This is a genomic window from Aminobacter sp. 01T433, from assembly GCF_056398585.1.
On record NZ_JBFTPR010000001.1, the window covers coordinates 417,439 to 434,373 of the forward strand.

Sequence of the window (16,935 nt, forward strand, 5' to 3'; positions counted from 1 at the left end):
ACTTATAGGCCACGCAGAAAGCCACGGATAAGCTTTTCGAGCTTCATCGCGCCGATGGGCGCGCTGGCCTTGGTGTGCTCGTGGCTGATGTGCTCGGTGCCGAGGCCCGCGGCCATGTTGGTGATGACCGACACGGCACAGCATTTCATGCCGAGGAACCTGGCCAGGATGACTTCGGGAACGGTGGACATGCCAACGGCATCGGCGCCGAGGATTTTCAGCGCGCGAATTTCTGCCGGCGTTTCGAAGTTCGGGCCCGAGTACCAGGAATAGACGCCTTCCTTCAGCGCGATGCCTTCGGCAGCGGCAATTTCCATCAGCCTTTTGCGGCTTGCAGGATCATAGGCATCGACCAGATTTACAAACCGCTTGTCGGTTGGCTCGCCGATGAGCGGGCTGCGGCCCGAGAAGTTGATGTGGTCCGAAATCAGCATCAGTTCGCCCGGAGGAATATCGGTCGAGAATGAACCGCAGGCATTCGTCGCAAACAGCTGTTCGGCACCCAGGGCAGCAAGGACTTCCAGCGGAACGCGCATCGCGTCGGCCTGGCCCTTTTCATAAAAATGCGCGCGTCCGCCAAAGACGGCGACATCGACGCCTTCGAGCTTGCCGATAACAAGCTTGGCGGTGTGGCCGGAGACGCCGGCATGCGGGAAGCCGGGCAGATCGGTATAGTCGATGGCGACGCCGTCAACGGCTTCGGTCAAATGCCCCAGGCCCGACCCTAGGATGAAGCCGATGCGGACCTTGGGATTGCCAAGGCGGGCATTGATGACCTTCAGGGACTCTTCAGTGCTCATTTCAACGTTCCTTTGTGTAGGGAATGCCGCCTGCGGCAGGCGGTGTTGCTTTTCCGACGAACCCGGCAAGGATTACGATCGTCAAGATGTAGGGAAGCGAGCTTTCAAGGAACTCGACCAGTGCTGCGAGCACGCGGCTGTCGAAGTGCAGGTTGCCATGAACCTGATATCCCACGGCCTCGACAAAGCCGAACAGCAGGCATGCGCCAAGGGCGGGGTAGGGGCGCCATTTCGCAAAGATCAACGCTGCAAGGGCGATGAAACCCCGGTTCGCCGTCATCCCATCCGTGTAGCCGGCGGCCTGGGCGGTGGAAAGATAGGTGCCGGCGACGCCGCAGAGCACGCCGCCGATCAAGACAGCCGAATAGCGAAGCCTGGTGACACTGATGCCGGCCGTATCCACAGCACTCGGTGCGTCGCCCACAGCCCTTAGCCGCAAGCCGTAGCGTGTCCGGTACAAAACCCACCAGGTCAACGGTACCAGCGCAAGCGCCAGGTAGACGATCACGCTCTGGCCGGAGATCACCTGTTGGTAAACGCCGCCCAGCTGATTGTGGAAGGGCAACTCGATGCCCAGGAAGCGCTGGTCGGCATTGAGACCAGGCGTTTGACCGCCCGTTCCGAATATCGTTTGCGCCAGCAGGTAAGCGATGCCGAGCGCCAGCATGTTGATGGCGACACCCGAAATCAGCTGGTTGCCGCGCAGCGTGATCGATGCCAGGCCATGGATGAGCGCAAAGCCCGAAGACGCCAGAACGGCAACGAGAAGTGCTATCCAGATATTGCCGACAAGGGCTGCCGTCGCCGCCGACGCAAAGGCTGCGATCAGCATTTTCCCATCCAGCCCGATATCGATGATGCCGGAACGTTCGGAGTACAGTCCTGCCAGGCACGCCAGCAGGATGGGCGTCGCCACGCGCAGCGTCGCACCAAGAATTTGAATGATGATATCGACGTCCATAATCACGACTTCCGCGAGAATTGGGCGAATGCAAACAGGCGGGTGAGCGGGATGCGGACGAGGTTTTCCATCGCGCCGACAAACAGGATGATCAGCGCCTGGATGATGACGATCATCTTCGCGGGGATCGCCGGCATCTCGAACGCCAGTTCCGCGCCACCTTGGTAAAGCGCGCCGAACAACAGCGCGGCCAGGGCGACCCCGAACGGATGGGAGCGTCCCATCAGCGCGACCGCAATTCCGGTGAAGCCCGCGCCTTCGACAAATCCAAGCACCAGTGCGTGTTGCTGCCCGAGGACCGAATTGGTCGCCATCAATCCTGCCAGCCCGCCTGAGATCAGCATGACAAGCATGACGATCCGGAAGCTCGATATCCCGGCGTAGTCGGTGGCTTTCTCGCTATGGCCGAAGGCGCGGATCTCGTATCCGAAATGGGTGCGCCACAGCAGCAGCCAGACCAGAAAGCAAGCCAGGAGTGCTACGAAGAACATGATGTTGCCCTCCATGCGCTGCACTTCAAAGCCAAACCAGGCCAGCACTTCATCGATCCGGGGCAGGTGGGCGGCGTCGTCGAAGGTACGGGATTGGGGAGCGGATGCGCCGATGGGCTTGAGGATGTTGCTGAGCAGCGCAACCAGCAAGCCGGCCGCGATGTAGTTGAACATGATCGTGGTGATGACGATGTGGCTGCCGCGGCGAACCTGCAGATAAGCGGGTATCGCAGCCCATGCCGCACCAAAGGCGAACGCAACCAGAATTCCCGCTGGCAGCACGATGAGCCAATGCGTCTGGTCGAGCGAAAGCCCCACAAGCCCTGCGCCGATCCCGGCAAAAATCGCCTGGCCTTCACCGCCGATGTTGAACTGCGCGGCGTGGAAGGCGACAGCGACCGCGAGGCCAGTGAGAAGGAAATTGGTGAAGTAAAAGAGGGTGAAACCGAGATTGTAGCTGTTGCCGAATGCGCCTGTGGCCATCACGCGAACGGCCTTCAGCGGGTCTTCTCCGATTGCCAGCACAACGAGGCCCGATACGACAAGCGCCAGACACACGCTCAGCAGCGGAACCAGAAATACATCAGCCCATTTTGGCAGCTGGGGCATGGGAGCTCTCCCTTTGGTTCACGCCAGCCATGAGCAGGCCGAGGTCGTTTTCATCGGTGTCGTCAACAGATCGCTCGCCCGATATGCTGCCATCGAACATCACGATCACCCGATCCGACAGACCGAGAATCTCGTCCAGCTCGACCGAAACCAGCAGGATCGCCTTGCCCTGCTCGCGCAGCGAAATGATCTCGCGATGAATGTATTCGATGGCCCCGATATCCACCCCTCGCGTCGGTTGCCCGATCAGCAATAGGTCGGGGTTTTGTCCGATCTCGCGTGCCAGGACGATTTTTTGCTGGTTTCCGCCCGACAGATTGGCGGTTTTCAGGAACGGATCGTCTGGCCGGACGTCGAATGCTTCTATCAGCGCACGCGCGGCCTGTTTCATCTTGCTGGGGCGCGAGAACAGCCCGTTTGTGAAGGCAGGCTTGCGGTGATAGCCGAAGCTTGCATTCTCCCAGACGCTGAATGGCATGACGAGCCCGTGGCGGTGCCTGTCCTCGGGAACATGGCCGATCCGTTTCTGGCGCTTTTCCGCCGCGCGGCCGCCGCGCGAGACGTCGAGGACTGAACCGTTCAGCCGGACCTCGCCGCTTGTTGCCGGGCGCATCCCGCACAAGATCTCCAGCAGTTCGGATTGGCCGTTGCCGGCGACCCCTGCCACGCCAAGGATCTCGCCGGCGCGAATATTGAACGAGACGGACTTCAGCCGCTCGACGCCGTCTTTTGCGACCGTCAGATCATGGACGGAAAGTACGTCCTTGCCGGGCTTCGCAGCGGGCTTGAGCACTTTCAACTCGACGGAGCGCCCAACCATCAGTTCGGCAAGCTTCGTCACGCTCATGTCGGCGGTCGGATGTGTCGCGGTCATTTCGCCACGCCGCATGACGCTGACCGTATCGGTGATCGCCATGATCTCGCGCAGCTTGTGCGTGATGAAAACGATCGTTTTGCCTTGCGCCTTGAGGCCTTGCAGAATGCGGAACAGATGGTCGGCTTCCGCCGGCGTCAAGACACCCGTCGGCTCGTCGAGGATCAAGATTTCGGCCTGGCGATAGAGCGCCTTGAGGATCTCGACCCTTTGCTGCAACCCGACGGAAAGATCGCCCGCCACCGCGTCGGGATCGACTTCGAGACCGTACTCGCTCGCCAGTTCCTTCAGGATCCGCCGCGCCTTGCTGTAGGAATGCTGCAGGCGCACGCCGTCTTCGGCGCCCAAAATGATGTTTTCCAGCACCGTGAACGGCTTCACCAGCATGAAATGCTGATGAACCATGCCAATTCCGGCCGCGATCGCATCGTTGGAGTGGCGGATCGCCACCCGTTTGCCGTTGACCTGTATCTCGCCCTTGTCGGCTTGGTAGAAGCCATACAGGATCGACATCAATGTCGATTTGCCGGCGCCGTTTTCACCTACGATTCCGTGAATGGTCCCCTTGGCAACCGTCATCGAGATGTTCTTGTTTGCGTGAACAGAACCGAACGATTTGGATATGCCAATGAGCTCAATCGCGGGGGAGACCGAAATGGTCTCCCCTATCTCGTTGCTGACCATCTGACGGCCTCAAATTTTCAGAGCGGGCAGGTGTCGTCAGTGCGGTAGTCGTGCACCTTGGTCTCGCCGGAGACGATCCGGGCCTTGGCCGCTGCGACAGCCGCAGCCATCTCGGGCGAGATGAGCGCCTTGTTGTTGTCGTCCACGGCGATATCGACGCCGTCCTGAGCCAGGCCGAGCGATTGAAGGCCGGGCGTGAAGGCGTCTTTCTGAACGTCCATCATGGCCTGATAAACGGCGACATCGACGCGCTTGAGCATCGAAGTCAGCACCTTTCCAGGATGCAGATGGTTCTGGTTCTTGTCGACGCCAATGCCAAGCGCGCCAGCATCGGCCGCCGCCTGCAGCACGCCAATGCCCGTTCCGCCAGCGGCATGGTAGACCACGTCGGCGCCACGGCCGATCTGCGACTTGGCCAGCTCGCCGCCCTTCACAGGGTCGCGCCAGGCAGCGCCGGTGGTTCCGGTCATGTTCTCGAGGATTTCGATGTCGGCCTTGGCCGACTTGGCACCCTGCTTGTATCCGCAGGCAAAGGCGCGGATCATCGGGATATCCATGCCGCCGACAAAGCCAACCTTGTTTGATTTCGAGGCCATGGCGGCCATGAGGCCCACCAGGTAGGAGCCTTCCTGCTCCTTGAACGTCACCGATCGCACGTTGGGAAGGTCGACAACGGAATCGATGAGCACGAACTTCGTATCAGGGTATTCCGGTGCAACCGCCTTTACCGCCGGGCCCCACGAGAACCCTGTGACGACCACCGGATTGTGCCCTTGCTGGGCGAAACGCCGCAAGGACTGCTCTCTTTGCGCATCCGACTGCAGCTCGAATTCCCGGTAGGCAATGCCGGTTTCCTGGCGAAACCTTTCGGCTCCCACAGACGACGCCTCGTTGAACGATTTGTCATACTTTCCACCCAGGTCGAAAATGACCGCCGGGTTGGCATCGGCCAGGGCCACAGACGCAGCTCCAAGCATTGAGCCGGCTACGACGACGGCGCGCAAAAGATTCATGATGTCCTCTCCAAACAAGGGCTCCCGACCCTTGATTGATAATAATGCACACTATGAATTATTATTCAAACCCATTTTCCAGCGGGTGCTGGCGCAGCAATTGGGTCGCAGAAGCGCAAGAAAATCGAGTGGTTAGCGACCGGGGGAGCAGCGGCCCACTGAGACCATCCACAGCTTTGTGTGGTGGCGGCGATCCAACGTCGGCAAGGTGAGTCAGGCAAGGTGGCAAGCAGATCGAGGCCTGTATGATCGCTCCCGACGCTTCGTTTCACATATGCTGTCGAAGGCACGACAGCCTGCATCCATCTTCCGCGAGGTGTGGTCGAGGCGCCGCTTTTCGGTGGCCGCACGCTTGCAGATGCCCGTCAGGCCACACGCGGTCCGGACGCGTCAGAGCAGGATTTTCCCGAGCATCGCGGCGGCGGAGCCGATGACCGACAAGACCATGGCTACGGCGCCGAAAGTCTCCAAACCGGACGTTTTCACGCCCTGCGGAACGAAGCGCTCGAACGAATCGCCTGGTGAAAAGACCTGCAATCGGTCGTGCCACTGCAATCCTTGATCTATCGCGCTGAGCCACATGGTCGTTCCGCCACCCGATGTCGCCAGCTCCTTGAGTGCCAGCTTGCGCGACACCAATACGTCTCGGCGCATAAGGTTTTCGAGGTGACCGAAACGGCACGGAAATCAAAATGTCATAAGAACTTGGCGGCCAGGTTCAGTGAACGCCGGTAGCGCCCTCGTAACCCTGTATTCCAATGACTGTTGCAGCGCGGCCGGCTGAAGCCTCTCAGCCTTACTCCGGCCTTTGCCGCAGCACGCAGCGAAAGCTGACATGGCTGGTCGAGGTGTCGACCGGTTCGGCGTGCCGGGCGGCGGGGCGGTAGCGGCGGCAGTAGTTGGGCGCGCACAGATGCGAGCCGCCCTTCAGCACCTTGCGCGGAATCTTGATCTGGGGCTGGTTCGGGTCGAAGCTCGATTCGATCGGACCACCGCGCGGATTTAAAGGCACGCAGCAGGCCTTCGGCGCATCCTCCGTGTGCTTGGTCGACCAGAAGTCGCTGGTCCATTCCCAGACATTGCCGATCATGTCGTAGAGGCCGTAGGCGTTGGCCGGAAAGGCGGTCACCGGCGAGGTGCGGTCGTAGCCGTCGCTCTTGAGGTTTTCGTGCGGGAACATGCCTTGCCAGGTGTTGGCCATGTGCTTGCCGCCGGGCGTGAGTTCGTCGCCCCAGGCATATTCGGCATCCTCCAGCCCGGCACGGCCGGCAAACTCCCACTCGGCTTCGGTCGGCAGCTCCTTGCCCGCCCATTTGGCATAGGCCTCCGCGTCGCAATAAGCGACATGGACCACAGGGTGCTCGTCGAGCCCCTTGATGTTGCTGCCTGGGCCGTAGGGACGGCGCCAGTTGGCGCCGAATTTGAATGCCCACCACTGCCCCCAGTTGCGCAGGTCCACCGGGCCTTTGGGAGGCGAAAAGATCAGAGAGCCGGCTTGCAGCATATGGGGAAGGGCGCCGGGATAATCAGCCGGGTTTGGCGGAATCTCGGCGAAGGTGGTGTAGTTCGTCGCCTCGACGAAACGCCTGAACTGGCGGTTGGTGACCGGGGTCTTGTCCATGAAGAACCCGTCCACCGTGGCGCGGTGGGCAGGGCGCTCTTCGGCATAGTGATTGTCCGAGCCCATGCGGAACGTGCCGCCTGGAATCCACAGCATATCCGCCTTGCCGATGACAGCGCTTTCGTTCATGGCGATCTCTCTTTCAACGGCTTCGCACGGCGTGGCAGCATACACCTTGCCTTGGCGGTGTCGATCATTTCAGCCGCCGGCGCGCGTGCTTTGGGGCCCCTCAGGATTTCTCGTCGGCGAGCTGCTTGCGCGCGGCGCCGGCTATTTTGCCGGCGGATAGATGGCGAGCCAGTCGCTCTTCATGTCGACGATCGTCCAGCCCTTGGCGGTGCCTTCGTCGAGCGCCTTGTCGAGCTTGCCGATATGCGACTGGCGGTCATAGGCCCATTCGCGGTCGGCGTCGGTGTGGTGGACGATGCCCACGAAGCGCGCGCCGTCGCCGGCCGCCGTCCATTCCAGCATCTGCTGGTCGCCATCGGAATTGCCAAAGGCAAGGATCGGGCGGCGGCCGATGAAATTGTTGATGCCCGAAGGCTTGCCGGGGCCGTCGTCTATGAACTCGACCTTGGGCTCCTTGACCAGAACCGGCTTGCCGTCGCGCAATTCGAACTTCGTCACCCCGGCCGATCCGATGACCTGTTCGGGAGGAATGCCATAGGCCTTTTCAGCGAAGCCGCGCATGAATTCGACGCCACCGCCCGAGACGATGAACGTCTTGAAGCCGTTGGCGCGGAGATAGTCGAGAAGCTCCAGTTGCGGTTGGTAGACCAGTTCGTCGTAGGGGCGATCGAAACGGGGGTGGCGCGCTGTCTTCAGCCAATCGGCAACGATGGCGGCATATTCATCCGTGGTCATGCCCGAATGGCTCATCGCCATCAGCTCCATCAGGCCCTTTTCGCCCGATGCGGCTAGCCCTTTTACATCGCCTGCCAGCACGGACTTGAAAGGCTCGGTGTCCTTCCATTCCGGGTGCTGCGGCGCCATCGCCTTGATGCGGTCGAGAGCAAAAGCCAGCTGGAAATAGACGGGCTGCTCCGACCACAGCGTTCCGTCATTGTCGAAGACGGCGATGCGCTCTTCGGGTTTGACGAAATCCGCTCCGCCATCCCTCGTCACCTTGGCGACGAAATCCGTGATCGCCGACTTCACCGCGCCATCCTTCCACGAAGGCAACGCATCCGATTGGGCAAGCGCGCTGGAGGCAAGTGCCAGCAAAAGAAGAGGAAGTGCCAGGAATGTTTGCAGGAAGAAGTTGCGTGAGGGGGTCATAAAAATCGCCTCCGGCTGAACTGCTCATCTGCGATGCTATATGCGTTTTCTCCAATCCTCCAGAGCCAAACCGAGTGCCGTTTCTGTTAGCACTCGTTGATACTAATACAATCTCATACATGCTCCGAAAGAAGACCGTCGGATTAGCAGTTTATTTACAATGCGTAAGCTTTGGCGCCGACGAATACATTCCCGATACATTCCTGATACGTTCCGTCTTCCCTTGCGTGAAGTGCGCCAATACAGTGACTGTGCCGAAAGGAGGCCCGGCACAAAGTCCGTCGACATTTTGGCGGACACCCCTGTCTTGAAAGCACCGGTTCGTTCCAACTGATTTCGCTCAGGAGTATGACTATGCGGAAGAGAAGTATTTTGAGGGCGGCGATGATCGCTGCGGCCAGTTGCCTGGCCATCGGGGCGGTTTCGTCCGCCAGCGCGCAAGAGGCGAAGAAGCCCAATATCCTCGTCATCTTCGGCGACGACATCGGCCAGACCAATATCTCGGCCTATTCAATGGGCCTGGTGGGCTACAAGACGCCCAACATCGACCGCATTGCCAAGGAAGGCATGATGTTCACGGACTATTATGCCGAGAACAGCTGCACGGCGGGTCGTTCGACATTCATCACCGGCCAGGTGTGCCTGCGCACCGGCCTGTGCAAGGTTGGCATACCGGGCGCGACGGTCGGCCTCCAGGCGCGAGACGTGACCATCGCCCAGGCTCTCAAGCCGCTCGGCTATGCAACCGGGCAATTCGGCAAGAATCATCTCGGCGATCGCGACGAATATCTGCCGACCAATCACGGCTTCGACGAGTTCTTCGGCAACCTCTACCACCTGAACGCGGAAGAGGAGCCGGAAAGGCCCTATTATCCCAAGAATGACGCAGAATTCGTCAAGAATAACTCGCCTCGCGGTGTGCTGCACAGCTTCGCCGACGGCAAGATCGAGGATACCGGTCCGCTGAACAAAAAGCGGATGGAGACGATCGACGACGAGACCACTGCGGCAGCAATCACCTTCATGGAAAAGCAGGCAAAGGAAGGAAAGCCCTTCTTCACCTGGATGAACACAACGCGCATGCATGCGTTCACCCATGTCCGCGAATCCATGCAGGGGCAGAGCGGCATGCCGGGCAACGAATATGCCGATGGCATGATCGAGCACGACGGCGACGTCGGCAAGCTGCTGAAGGCACTCGACGACCTCAAGATCGCCGACAATACGATCGTGGTCTACACAACCGACAACGGCCCCAATCAATGGTCCTGGCCGGATGCCGCGACGACGCCGTTCCGCAGTGAGAAGGATACGAACTGGGAAGGTGCCTTCCGCGTGCCGGCCATGGTCCGCTGGCCGGGCCACATCAAGCCGGGTGAAGTCTCCAACGATATGGTGTCGGGCCTCGACTGGTTCCCGACCCTGGTTGCCGCTGCCGGCGACACGGACGTCAAGGACCGCTTGCTGAAGGGCACCAAGCTCGGCGACAAGGAGTTCAAGGTCCATCTCGACGGCTACAACCAGTTGCCATACCTGACCGGCGAGCAGCCGAAGTCCGCCCGCGAAGACTTCTACTACTTCAACGATGACGGAACGCTCGTCTCATACCGTTACAAGGATTGGAAGATCGTATTCTCCGAGCAGCGCGCGCCGGGCGGCTTTGTCGTCTGGGCCAATCCCTTCACGCCACTGCGTGCGCCCAAGGTCTTCAACCTGCGCATGGATCCCTACGAGCGTGCGGACGTCGTTTCGGATCAGTATTATGACTGGACGGCAAAGAACGCCTACTTGATCCAGTATGGCGTCTGGAGGGTTGCCCCGTTCCTCGGGACCTTCAAGGACTATCCGCCCAGCCAGCGGCCGGCGAGCTTCAGCGTCGATCAGATGCTTGAAGCGCTGACGAAGTCGCTCGATCAAAATCCAAGCGCAAAATAGCCGCGCAAGGCAGTAGATCGGACGCGCCAACCCGCAAGTTGGCGCGTCCTTCAATCGACACCCGAAAATCGAGGCCGCCATGACCGCACGCGACGACATCGTCAGCCTTGGCAAACACATCAGCCAGTCGATCATCGGCCAGGACGCCATGGTCGAGCGCCTGCTGCTGGGCCTTTTGAGCGATGGCCACCTTCTGGTCGAAGGCCTGCCTGGGCTCGCCAAGACCCGTGCCATCAAGAGCCTGGCAAAAAACCTCGACGCCAAACTCTCTCGCGTCCAGTTCACGCCCGACCTTCTTCCCTCCGACATCACCGGCTCGGAGGTCTATTTCAGCGAAGGCGGCAAGGGCGAATTCAAGTTCCAGGAAGGGCCGATCTTCGCCAATCTGATCCTCGCCGACGAGATCAACCGCGCGCCCGCCAAGGTGCAGTCGGCGCTTCTGGAGGCGATGGAGGAGCGGCAGGTCACGGTCGGCGGCGACAGCCATCCCTTGCCTGAACTTTTCTTGGTCATGGCGACGCAGAACCCGATTGAGCAGGAGGGCACCTATCCGCTGCCCGAAGCTCAGCTCGACCGTTTCCTCATGCATGTGCGGGTCGACTATCCCGCGCGCGAGGCCGAAGCCCAGATCATGCGGCTGGTGCGCAGCGAAGAGGACGGCAGCGCCAAACCCGCAGGCAAGCAGGCCGCCAAGCTAGACCCCAAATCGGTCTTTGACGCGCGCAAGCAGATCGGCGGCATCACCGTTTCCGAAGCGGTGGAGAACTACATCGTCGCGCTCGTCTACGCGACGCGTGAGCCGGCCAAGCTGGACAAGGATCTGGCGAGCTGGATCCAGGTCGGCGTCAGTCCACGCGGCTCGATCGGGCTCGATAAGGTTTCCCGCTCCTACGCCTGGCTCAAGGGCCGCGACTATGTCAGTCCCGACGATGTGAAGGCGGTTGTGCATGACGTTTTCCGCCATCGCCTGATATTGTCCTACGAGGCACATGCCGCCGCCGTCACCGCCGACCAGGTGGTCGATCGTATCGTCGAACTGGTGGCGGTCGCCTGACGGAGGCATCCATGGGCTTCTCCTTGTCGGCACTGGGACGGTCGAAGGGCCTGGTCAGGCCGCGCACCACGGCGTCTGCCGAGGGCGTCTATACGACGGTCGAGCAATTGGTGGCGCTGGAGGCTGCGGCGCGGGACTTCAATTTTCTCCGCAAGCAGCCCGTCAATCGCCTGCTCGCCGGCCGCCACGCCTCCAACATGCGGGGGCGCGGCCTTTCCTTCGAGGAACTGCGCGACTATCTGCCCGGCGACGACGTCCGCACCATCGACTGGCGGGTGACGGCGCGCACCGGCAAGCCTTTTGTTCGCGTCTATGACGAGGAGAAGGACCGGCCCGCGCTGATCGTCGTTGACCAGCGCATGAACATGTTCTTCGGCAGCCGTCTGATGATGAAATCGGTGTCGGCGGCGGAGACGGCAGCACTTTGCGCCTGGCGGGTGTTGAACCTCGGCGACCGTGTCGGCGGCTTTGTTTTCAACGACACCCGCATCGACGAGTTGCGGCCGCATCGCAGCCGGGCCGCAGTCATCGAGCTTGCCAGCGCCATCGCGCGGCAAAACGCCGAACTGAAAGCGGACCTGTCCGATCATCGCGGCTCGGGCCAGCTCGACCTCGCATTGGAGGCTGTCGCCAATGTGGCGCGTCACGATCATCTGGTCGTCGTCATCAGCGATTTCGAGGGCCATGGTCCGCGCACCCGCGACCTGCTTTTGCGGCTGACGATCAGCAACGACGTGATTGCCGTGCTGGTCTACGATCCATTCCTGCTCGACCTGCCCGAGACCGGCCACATCGTCGTCAGCGGCGGCTCCATGCAGGCCGAGCTGCCTCTCGGCCACGGCAAGGTCCGGAGTGGGGTTGCCGATTTCGCCAAAAAGCGCGGCGATGAGCTGATGGCCTGGCAACAGGAACTCGGCCTGCCGATGCTTTTGGTTTCCGCAGCCGAGGCAACCGCACCGCAACTGCGCCGCACGCTCGGCCAGCTTGCCTGGCGACAAAGAAGGCGCTGACCATGGAGCCGGCGCAAACCCAACAGGATCCGCTGACCAGACTGGCGCTGGAAAAACTGGCTGACATCGCCGTTCCAGCGCCGGTCTCATGGATGCCGCAGACCTGGGGTTGGGCGCTGCTTGCGCTGTTAGCCGCAGCATTGCTTGTCCTTGCCGTGTGGCGCTGGCACAGGCGGCGCATCGCCAACCGCTATCGCCGCGAAGCACTTGCCGAGCTGACCCGGATCGAACAGAAGCTCGGCGATGCAGCGGCGCGCGCCGAAGCCCTTGAGGCCATGCCCGACCTGCTGAAGCGTGTCGCGCTCGCCGCCTGGCCGCGCGATGCTGTGGCCTCGCTCAGCGGCGGAAACTGGCTCGCTTTCCTGCGCAAGCATGGCGGCGACAAATCCTTTCCTGAGCCGGCAGCACAACTGCTGGACGATCTCGAATACCGTTCGAGGCAAACACGCACCGCCGTCAGCGAGGATGACGCGCGCATGTTTGCGGCCTCCGCGCGCCGATGGATCGAGGGCCACAGTGTATCAGCTTGAGTATCCATGGTTGCTCGCCGTGCTGCCGCTGCCCTTGCTGATCTGGTGGCTGGTGCCGGCTTATCGCGAGGAAACCGCCGCCATCCGCATCCCGTTCTTCGGCGAGGTGGCGGATGCTGCCGGCGTGGTGCCGACCCAAGGCTCGGTCATACCGCGCACCAACTGGGTGCAAAGGCTGCTCGCACCGCTGTGCTGGTTTCTCATCGTGCTGGCTCTGGCACGGCCCCAGTTTGTCGAGCCGCCGATCACCAAGACCGAACCGCAGCGCGACCTGATGCTGGCGCTCGATCTGTCGCAATCGATGGACACGCGCGATTTTCGCGATCCCACTGGCCAGCTCGAAGCCCGCGTCGATGCCGTGAAGCAGGTCGTCGCCGACTTCGTCAAGCGCCGGCAGGGCGACCGCGTCGGGCTGATCGCCTTCGGCGACGCGCCCTATCCGCTCGTGCCGTTCACGCTCGATCATCTCACTGTCCAGACCATGATCGAGGATGCGCTGCCTGGCATGGCGGGGCCGCGAACCGCACTGGGCGATGCCATCGGCCTTGCCATCAAAATGTTCGCCGACAGCAAGGCGCCGGAAAAGGTACTGGTCGTTCTGACGGACGGCAACGACACCGCAAGCAAGATGCCGCCGGACCGCGCGGCCGATATCGCCAGCCAAAACAAGATCGTCATCCACACGGTCGGCATCGGCGACCCCAGCGCTACGGGCGAAGACAAGCTCGACGTCGGCGCGCTGCAAAAAATCGCCGCAACGACCGGCGGCCGCTATTTTTTCGGGCAGGACCAAAACCAGCTGGCGGACATTTACGCCACCCTCGACAAGATCACGCCCGCCAACCAGACAACCCTTTCCTGGCGTCCCAAGATCGAACTGTTCAGCTATCCCCTGGGTGCCGCACTGCTGTTGCTGATCGCCTATCACCTGTTCGCGTGGCTATGGGTCGTTCTGCGCCGCAGGCCGGCCGACCGCACAGGGCAGGCCTCATGATCGGGGATTTTCATTTCCTGCGACCATGGTGGCTTCTGGCTATTCTTGCCGCCATTGCCTTGGTGTTTCTGGTGTCCCGGCAGACCGACGCGCGGGCAAGGTTGAGTGGGCTCATCGCGCCGCATCTGCTCGACAGCCTTCTGATCGACCGGCAAAGCAGCAAGCGGTGGCGGCCGGTGCATTTCATCGCCGTCCTCATAGCGCTCGGCGCCATCGCGGCAGCCGGGCCGACCTGGCAGCGCCAGCAGCCGCCTTTTGTCGAAGACAGGGCGCCGTTGGTGCTGGCGATCGACGTGTCGCAGACGATGGACGCCATCGACATTTCGCCGTCGCGGCTCGAGCGCGTCAAGCTCAAGGTCCAGGACCTGCTCAAGCTCAGGCCCGGCGCCCGCACCGCAGTCTACGCCTATGCCGGTTCGGCCCACATGGTGCTGCCGCTGACCGACGACGCCGATCTGGTCAAGACCTATGTCAATGCGCTGCAGACACGGATCATGCCCGTGCAGGGCAAGGATACTGCCAAGGCGCTGTTAGCCGTCGAAGCCGGGCTGAAAAACGAAGAGGTTCCGGGCACGCTGCTTTTCCTCACCGACGGCGTCGAGCCGGCGGCGACCGATGCCTTCAAGAATTATGCCGGCAACAATGAGATCATGGTTCTGGGTGTCGGCACGGAAGAAGGCGGGCCGGTGAAGACCGGGGAGGGCGAGTTCCTGTCCGAAGGCGGCGGCCGCGTCATTGCGAAACTCGATGTGGCCCAGTTGCAGGCGCTCGGGCGCGATGCCGGCGTCCGCGTCGCCACCATCACCATGGATGACAGCGACATCCGCTGGATCGCGCAGCGCGTGCAATCTCATCTGCAGGCCAAGCTCGCCGAAGGCCACACACGCTGGCTCGATGTCGGCTGGTGGCTCATCATTCCCATCGCCGTGCTGGGTGCGTTCTGGTTCCGTCGCGGCTGGACGGTGCAATGGGCTTTTGCGGCACTCGTCGTGGCAACCCTTGTTGCCCCGGGCCGCGCCAATGCTGCCGGGTTCGATTTCGCCGGCATGTGGCTGACGCCTGACCAGCAAGGGCGGCTTGCCTTCGACAAGGGCGACTATGCCGGTGCCGCGGCGCATTTCCGCGACCCCATGTGGCGCGGCGTAGCACTTTATCGGGCGGGCAAGTTTTCCGACGCGATCGACGCCTTCGCGCAGGTCAGGACCGCCGAGAGCTATTACAACCAGGGCAGCGCGTTGGCCCATCTCGACAAGCTCGACGAGGCAGTAGCCAGCCTCAACGAGGCGCTGAAGCTGCGACCCGACTGGCCCGAAGCCAAGGCCAACCTCGTCATTCTGGAAAAGCTCATCGCCCAGAAGAAGGACGAAGAGGACGAGCAGCAACAGGACCCCAACGAGAAGCCGGACCAGGTCCAGTTCGACGACAAGGGCAAGAAGGGCAAGGCGGGCACGGTCGACCTTGCCCGGCAGACCGCCGAAATGTGGATGCGCAACATCCAGGTCACGCCCACCGACCTGCTTGCCCGCCGATTTGCCCTTGAAGCAGGGGGAGCGAAGCAATGAGCCTTTTCGCCCGCTGCCTGGCTGCCCTGTTCTTCGTCTTCGCAGCTGCTGCACCGCTTTATGCCGCCGAGCCGATCGTCCGGGTCGACATACTGACGCCGGCGCCCATCGTTGCGGGCCAGCAGGTTCAGGTCCAGGTCGATGTCCTGGTGCCGAATTTCTTCATGTCGCCGCCGCAGTTTCCGAACCTCGATATTCCGAACGCGGTCGTCACCTTGCCCGACATACGGGCCCAGAACATGGTCGAGACAATCGACGGCGAGAGTTTTTCGGGCATTCGCCGACTGTATCTCGTCACTCCGCAAGCACCCGGCGACTATGTGTTGCCGCCGGCGGAGATCACGTTTGCCTATGCGGCGGTTCCAGGCCAGGCGACCAACGGGTCGGTGAAGCTGCCGCCGGTGAAATTCACAGTTGCGGGCGTGGCGGGTGCACCCGCGGGCAACGTGGCGGCCGCGGCCGCGCTGACCGTTAGCCAAAACCTCGACCGCGAGCCCAATGGGCTGAAGGCTGGCGACACGCTGGTCCGCACCGTCACCACTGAGGCCCAGGGCATGCAGGCGATGATGATCCCGGTGCCGGATTTTGCCACCCCCGACGGCGTGCGTATCTATCCGCATGATCCCGTGCTGTCCGATCAGGATGGCAACGGCAAGCGCATCGACCGCGTCACCTACGCCTTCGAAAAGCCGGGCAGCTACATTTTGCCCGCCATCGAGATCGATTGGTACGATCCGGCATCGCAAAAGCATGAGACGGCGCAGGCTCCCGAGATCGCTGTCTCGGTCGCCGAGGCCGCAGCCTTCAAACCCGCCATCGCACCGCCGGCTGCTCCCGAAAAGCCGGCGCCTCCGGCTTGGGAAGCATGGCTGAAATACTGGCCATGGGCGGCGGCTGCAATTGCCGGGCTGGCGGTCCTGGCCTGGCTCATCACCCGCGCCTTGCCGCGTCTTACCGCCCGGCGTCACGCGCGCAGGCTGGAACACGAACAATCCGAGGCTGCCTACTTCCAGCACTTCGAGCACGCCTGCCGGTCGGGCAAGTTGCCCGACATCTATGCGGCGCTCGATTCCTGGGCGCGCCGGGCGGGTGTCGCTCCGGTGTCATCCTGGCTGCGCCAGACCGGCGACACGGGGACGCAGCAGGAATTCGAGCGGCTTGAAGGTGCAATCTTCGCAGCGAAGCCGGATGCCGTGCCTTGCGATCCCCAGAAACTTCAGGCCGGAATAGCGCGCGCCAGAAAACAATGGCTGGCCGGCAGCGCAGGTAGCATCTCGCTCGCTTCGGCCTTGCCTGCGCTCAATCCTTGAGCCTTTTGCTTAGCGTCAGCTGACGGTCTTTTCTTTCTTTTGTTCGCAGTCCCGGCCCTGGCCGCTCGGTTTGGGGCAATGATCCCCTGTGCACTCCTGCGCTTGCGCACGAGAGGTGAACTGCCACGGCGTGGCGGGCACAGCCAGCAGGCTCAAGATCGAAACTGCGAAAAGGAGCAAGCGCATGTCACTCTCCTTGATGCGTTGCA

General features: G+C 61.8%; 15 protein-coding genes. 7 read left to right on the forward strand and 8 right to left on the reverse strand.

Features of this window, described 5'->3' with window-relative positions; translation table 11 throughout:
• Window positions 1-2 precede the first annotated feature (2 nt).
• From AC1DLV_RS02140 to AC1DLV_RS02175, 8 genes are all read right to left on the reverse strand, one after another.
• A complete protein-coding gene (locus AC1DLV_RS02140; protein WP_476799714.1) occupies window positions 3-800 on the reverse strand; it encodes a purine-nucleoside phosphorylase in 798 nt (265 codons plus the stop codon).
• 1 nt (window position 801) lies between these two features.
• Window positions 802-1,761 (reverse strand): ABC transporter permease, encoded by a 960-nt coding sequence (locus tag AC1DLV_RS02145; RefSeq protein WP_476799713.1) that lies wholly within the window; start codon window positions 1,759-1,761, stop codon window positions 802-804.
• Window positions 1,762-1,763: 2 nt separating this feature from the next.
• A complete protein-coding gene (locus AC1DLV_RS02150) occupies window positions 1,764-2,861 on the reverse strand; it encodes an ABC transporter permease (RefSeq protein WP_476799712.1) in 1,098 nt (365 codons plus the stop codon).
• Window positions 2,836-4,419, reverse strand: a complete 1,584-nt coding sequence (locus tag AC1DLV_RS02155) for an ABC transporter ATP-binding protein (protein WP_476799711.1) — start codon at window positions 4,417-4,419, stop codon at window positions 2,836-2,838. The genes AC1DLV_RS02150 and AC1DLV_RS02155 overlap by 26 nt, the downstream gene beginning before the upstream one ends.
• Window positions 4,420-4,436: 17 nt before the next feature.
• Window positions 4,437-5,432 carry a BMP family lipoprotein gene (locus AC1DLV_RS02160; protein WP_476799710.1) on the reverse strand — a complete coding sequence of 332 codons (996 nt, stop codon included), beginning with the start codon at window positions 5,430-5,432 and terminating at the stop codon, window positions 4,437-4,439.
• A 390-nt stretch (window positions 5,433-5,822) separates the two neighbouring features.
• Complete coding sequence (locus tag AC1DLV_RS02165) at window positions 5,823-6,068, reverse strand: hypothetical protein (protein WP_476799709.1); 246 nt, start codon at window positions 6,066-6,068, stop codon at window positions 5,823-5,825.
• A 160-nt stretch (window positions 6,069-6,228) separates the two neighbouring features.
• A complete protein-coding gene (locus tag AC1DLV_RS02170) occupies window positions 6,229-7,182 on the reverse strand; it encodes a formylglycine-generating enzyme family protein (protein WP_476799708.1) in 954 nt (317 codons plus the stop codon).
• Window positions 7,183-7,323: 141 nt separating this feature from the next.
• Entirely contained in the window at window positions 7,324-8,331 is a 1,008-nt protein-coding gene (locus AC1DLV_RS02175) for an HAD family hydrolase (protein ID WP_476799707.1), read from the reverse strand.
• A gap of 348 nt (window positions 8,332-8,679) precedes the next feature.
• Between AC1DLV_RS02175 and AC1DLV_RS02180 the strand changes: the two genes are divergently transcribed.
• From AC1DLV_RS02180 to AC1DLV_RS02210, 7 genes are all read left to right on the forward strand, one after another.
• A complete protein-coding gene (locus tag AC1DLV_RS02180; RefSeq protein ID WP_476799706.1) occupies window positions 8,680-10,266 on the forward strand; it encodes an arylsulfatase in 1,587 nt (528 codons plus the stop codon).
• A gap of 79 nt (window positions 10,267-10,345) precedes the next feature.
• Window positions 10,346-11,320, forward strand: coding sequence for an AAA family ATPase (locus AC1DLV_RS02185; protein WP_476799705.1), 975 nt, complete (start codon window positions 10,346-10,348; stop codon window positions 11,318-11,320).
• A gap of 11 nt (window positions 11,321-11,331) precedes the next feature.
• Window positions 11,332-12,330 carry a DUF58 domain-containing protein gene (locus tag AC1DLV_RS02190; protein WP_476799704.1) on the forward strand — a complete coding sequence of 333 codons (999 nt, stop codon included), beginning with the start codon at window positions 11,332-11,334 and terminating at the stop codon, window positions 12,328-12,330.
• A 2-nt stretch (window positions 12,331-12,332) separates the two neighbouring features.
• Window positions 12,333-12,860 (forward strand): DUF4381 domain-containing protein, encoded by a 528-nt coding sequence (locus AC1DLV_RS02195; protein ID WP_476799703.1) that lies wholly within the window; start codon window positions 12,333-12,335, stop codon window positions 12,858-12,860.
• Window positions 12,847-13,854: a vWA domain-containing protein gene (locus tag AC1DLV_RS02200; RefSeq protein WP_476799702.1), complete on the forward strand. Its 1,008-nt coding sequence runs from the start codon at window positions 12,847-12,849 to the stop codon at window positions 13,852-13,854. Before AC1DLV_RS02195 ends, AC1DLV_RS02200 begins: the two co-directional genes overlap by 14 nt.
• Window positions 13,851-15,416: a vWA domain-containing protein gene (locus AC1DLV_RS02205; RefSeq protein ID WP_476799701.1), complete on the forward strand. Its 1,566-nt coding sequence runs from the start codon at window positions 13,851-13,853 to the stop codon at window positions 15,414-15,416. The genes AC1DLV_RS02200 and AC1DLV_RS02205 overlap by 4 nt, the downstream gene beginning before the upstream one ends.
• Window positions 15,413-16,726: a BatD family protein gene (locus AC1DLV_RS02210; protein ID WP_476799700.1), complete on the forward strand. Its 1,314-nt coding sequence runs from the start codon at window positions 15,413-15,415 to the stop codon at window positions 16,724-16,726. Before AC1DLV_RS02205 ends, AC1DLV_RS02210 begins: the two co-directional genes overlap by 4 nt.
• Window positions 16,727-16,935: the final 209 nt, after the last annotated feature.

Excerpts from the sequence above, each read along its gene's own strand:
- AC1DLV_RS02140 (WP_476799714.1), bottom strand. The coding sequence starts at position 800 with ATGAGCACTGAAGAGTCCCTGAAGGTCATCAATGCCCGCCTTGGCAAT.
- AC1DLV_RS02145 (WP_476799713.1), bottom strand. The coding sequence starts at position 1,761 with ATGGACGTCGATATCATCATTCAAATTCTTGGTGCGACGCTGCGCGTG.
- AC1DLV_RS02150 (WP_476799712.1), bottom strand. The coding sequence starts at position 2,861 with ATGCCCCAGCTGCCAAAATGGGCTGATGTATTTCTGGTTCCGCTGCTG.
- AC1DLV_RS02155 (WP_476799711.1), bottom strand. The coding sequence starts at position 4,419 with ATGGTCAGCAACGAGATAGGGGAGACCATTTCGGTCTCCCCCGCGATT.
- AC1DLV_RS02160 (WP_476799710.1), bottom strand. The coding sequence starts at position 5,432 with ATGAATCTTTTGCGCGCCGTCGTCGTAGCCGGCTCAATGCTTGGAGCT.
- AC1DLV_RS02170 (WP_476799708.1), bottom strand. The coding sequence starts at position 7,182 with ATGAACGAAAGCGCTGTCATCGGCAAGGCGGATATGCTGTGGATTCCA.
- AC1DLV_RS02175 (WP_476799707.1), bottom strand. The coding sequence starts at position 8,331 with ATGACCCCCTCACGCAACTTCTTCCTGCAAACATTCCTGGCACTTCCT.
- AC1DLV_RS02180 (WP_476799706.1), top strand. The coding sequence starts at position 8,680 with ATGACTATGCGGAAGAGAAGTATTTTGAGGGCGGCGATGATCGCTGCG.
- AC1DLV_RS02185 (WP_476799705.1), top strand. The coding sequence starts at position 10,346 with ATGACCGCACGCGACGACATCGTCAGCCTTGGCAAACACATCAGCCAG.
- AC1DLV_RS02190 (WP_476799704.1), top strand. The coding sequence starts at position 11,332 with ATGGGCTTCTCCTTGTCGGCACTGGGACGGTCGAAGGGCCTGGTCAGG.
- AC1DLV_RS02195 (WP_476799703.1), top strand. The coding sequence starts at position 12,333 with ATGGAGCCGGCGCAAACCCAACAGGATCCGCTGACCAGACTGGCGCTG.
- AC1DLV_RS02205 (WP_476799701.1), top strand. The coding sequence starts at position 13,851 with ATGATCGGGGATTTTCATTTCCTGCGACCATGGTGGCTTCTGGCTATT.
- AC1DLV_RS02210 (WP_476799700.1), top strand. The coding sequence starts at position 15,413 with ATGAGCCTTTTCGCCCGCTGCCTGGCTGCCCTGTTCTTCGTCTTCGCA.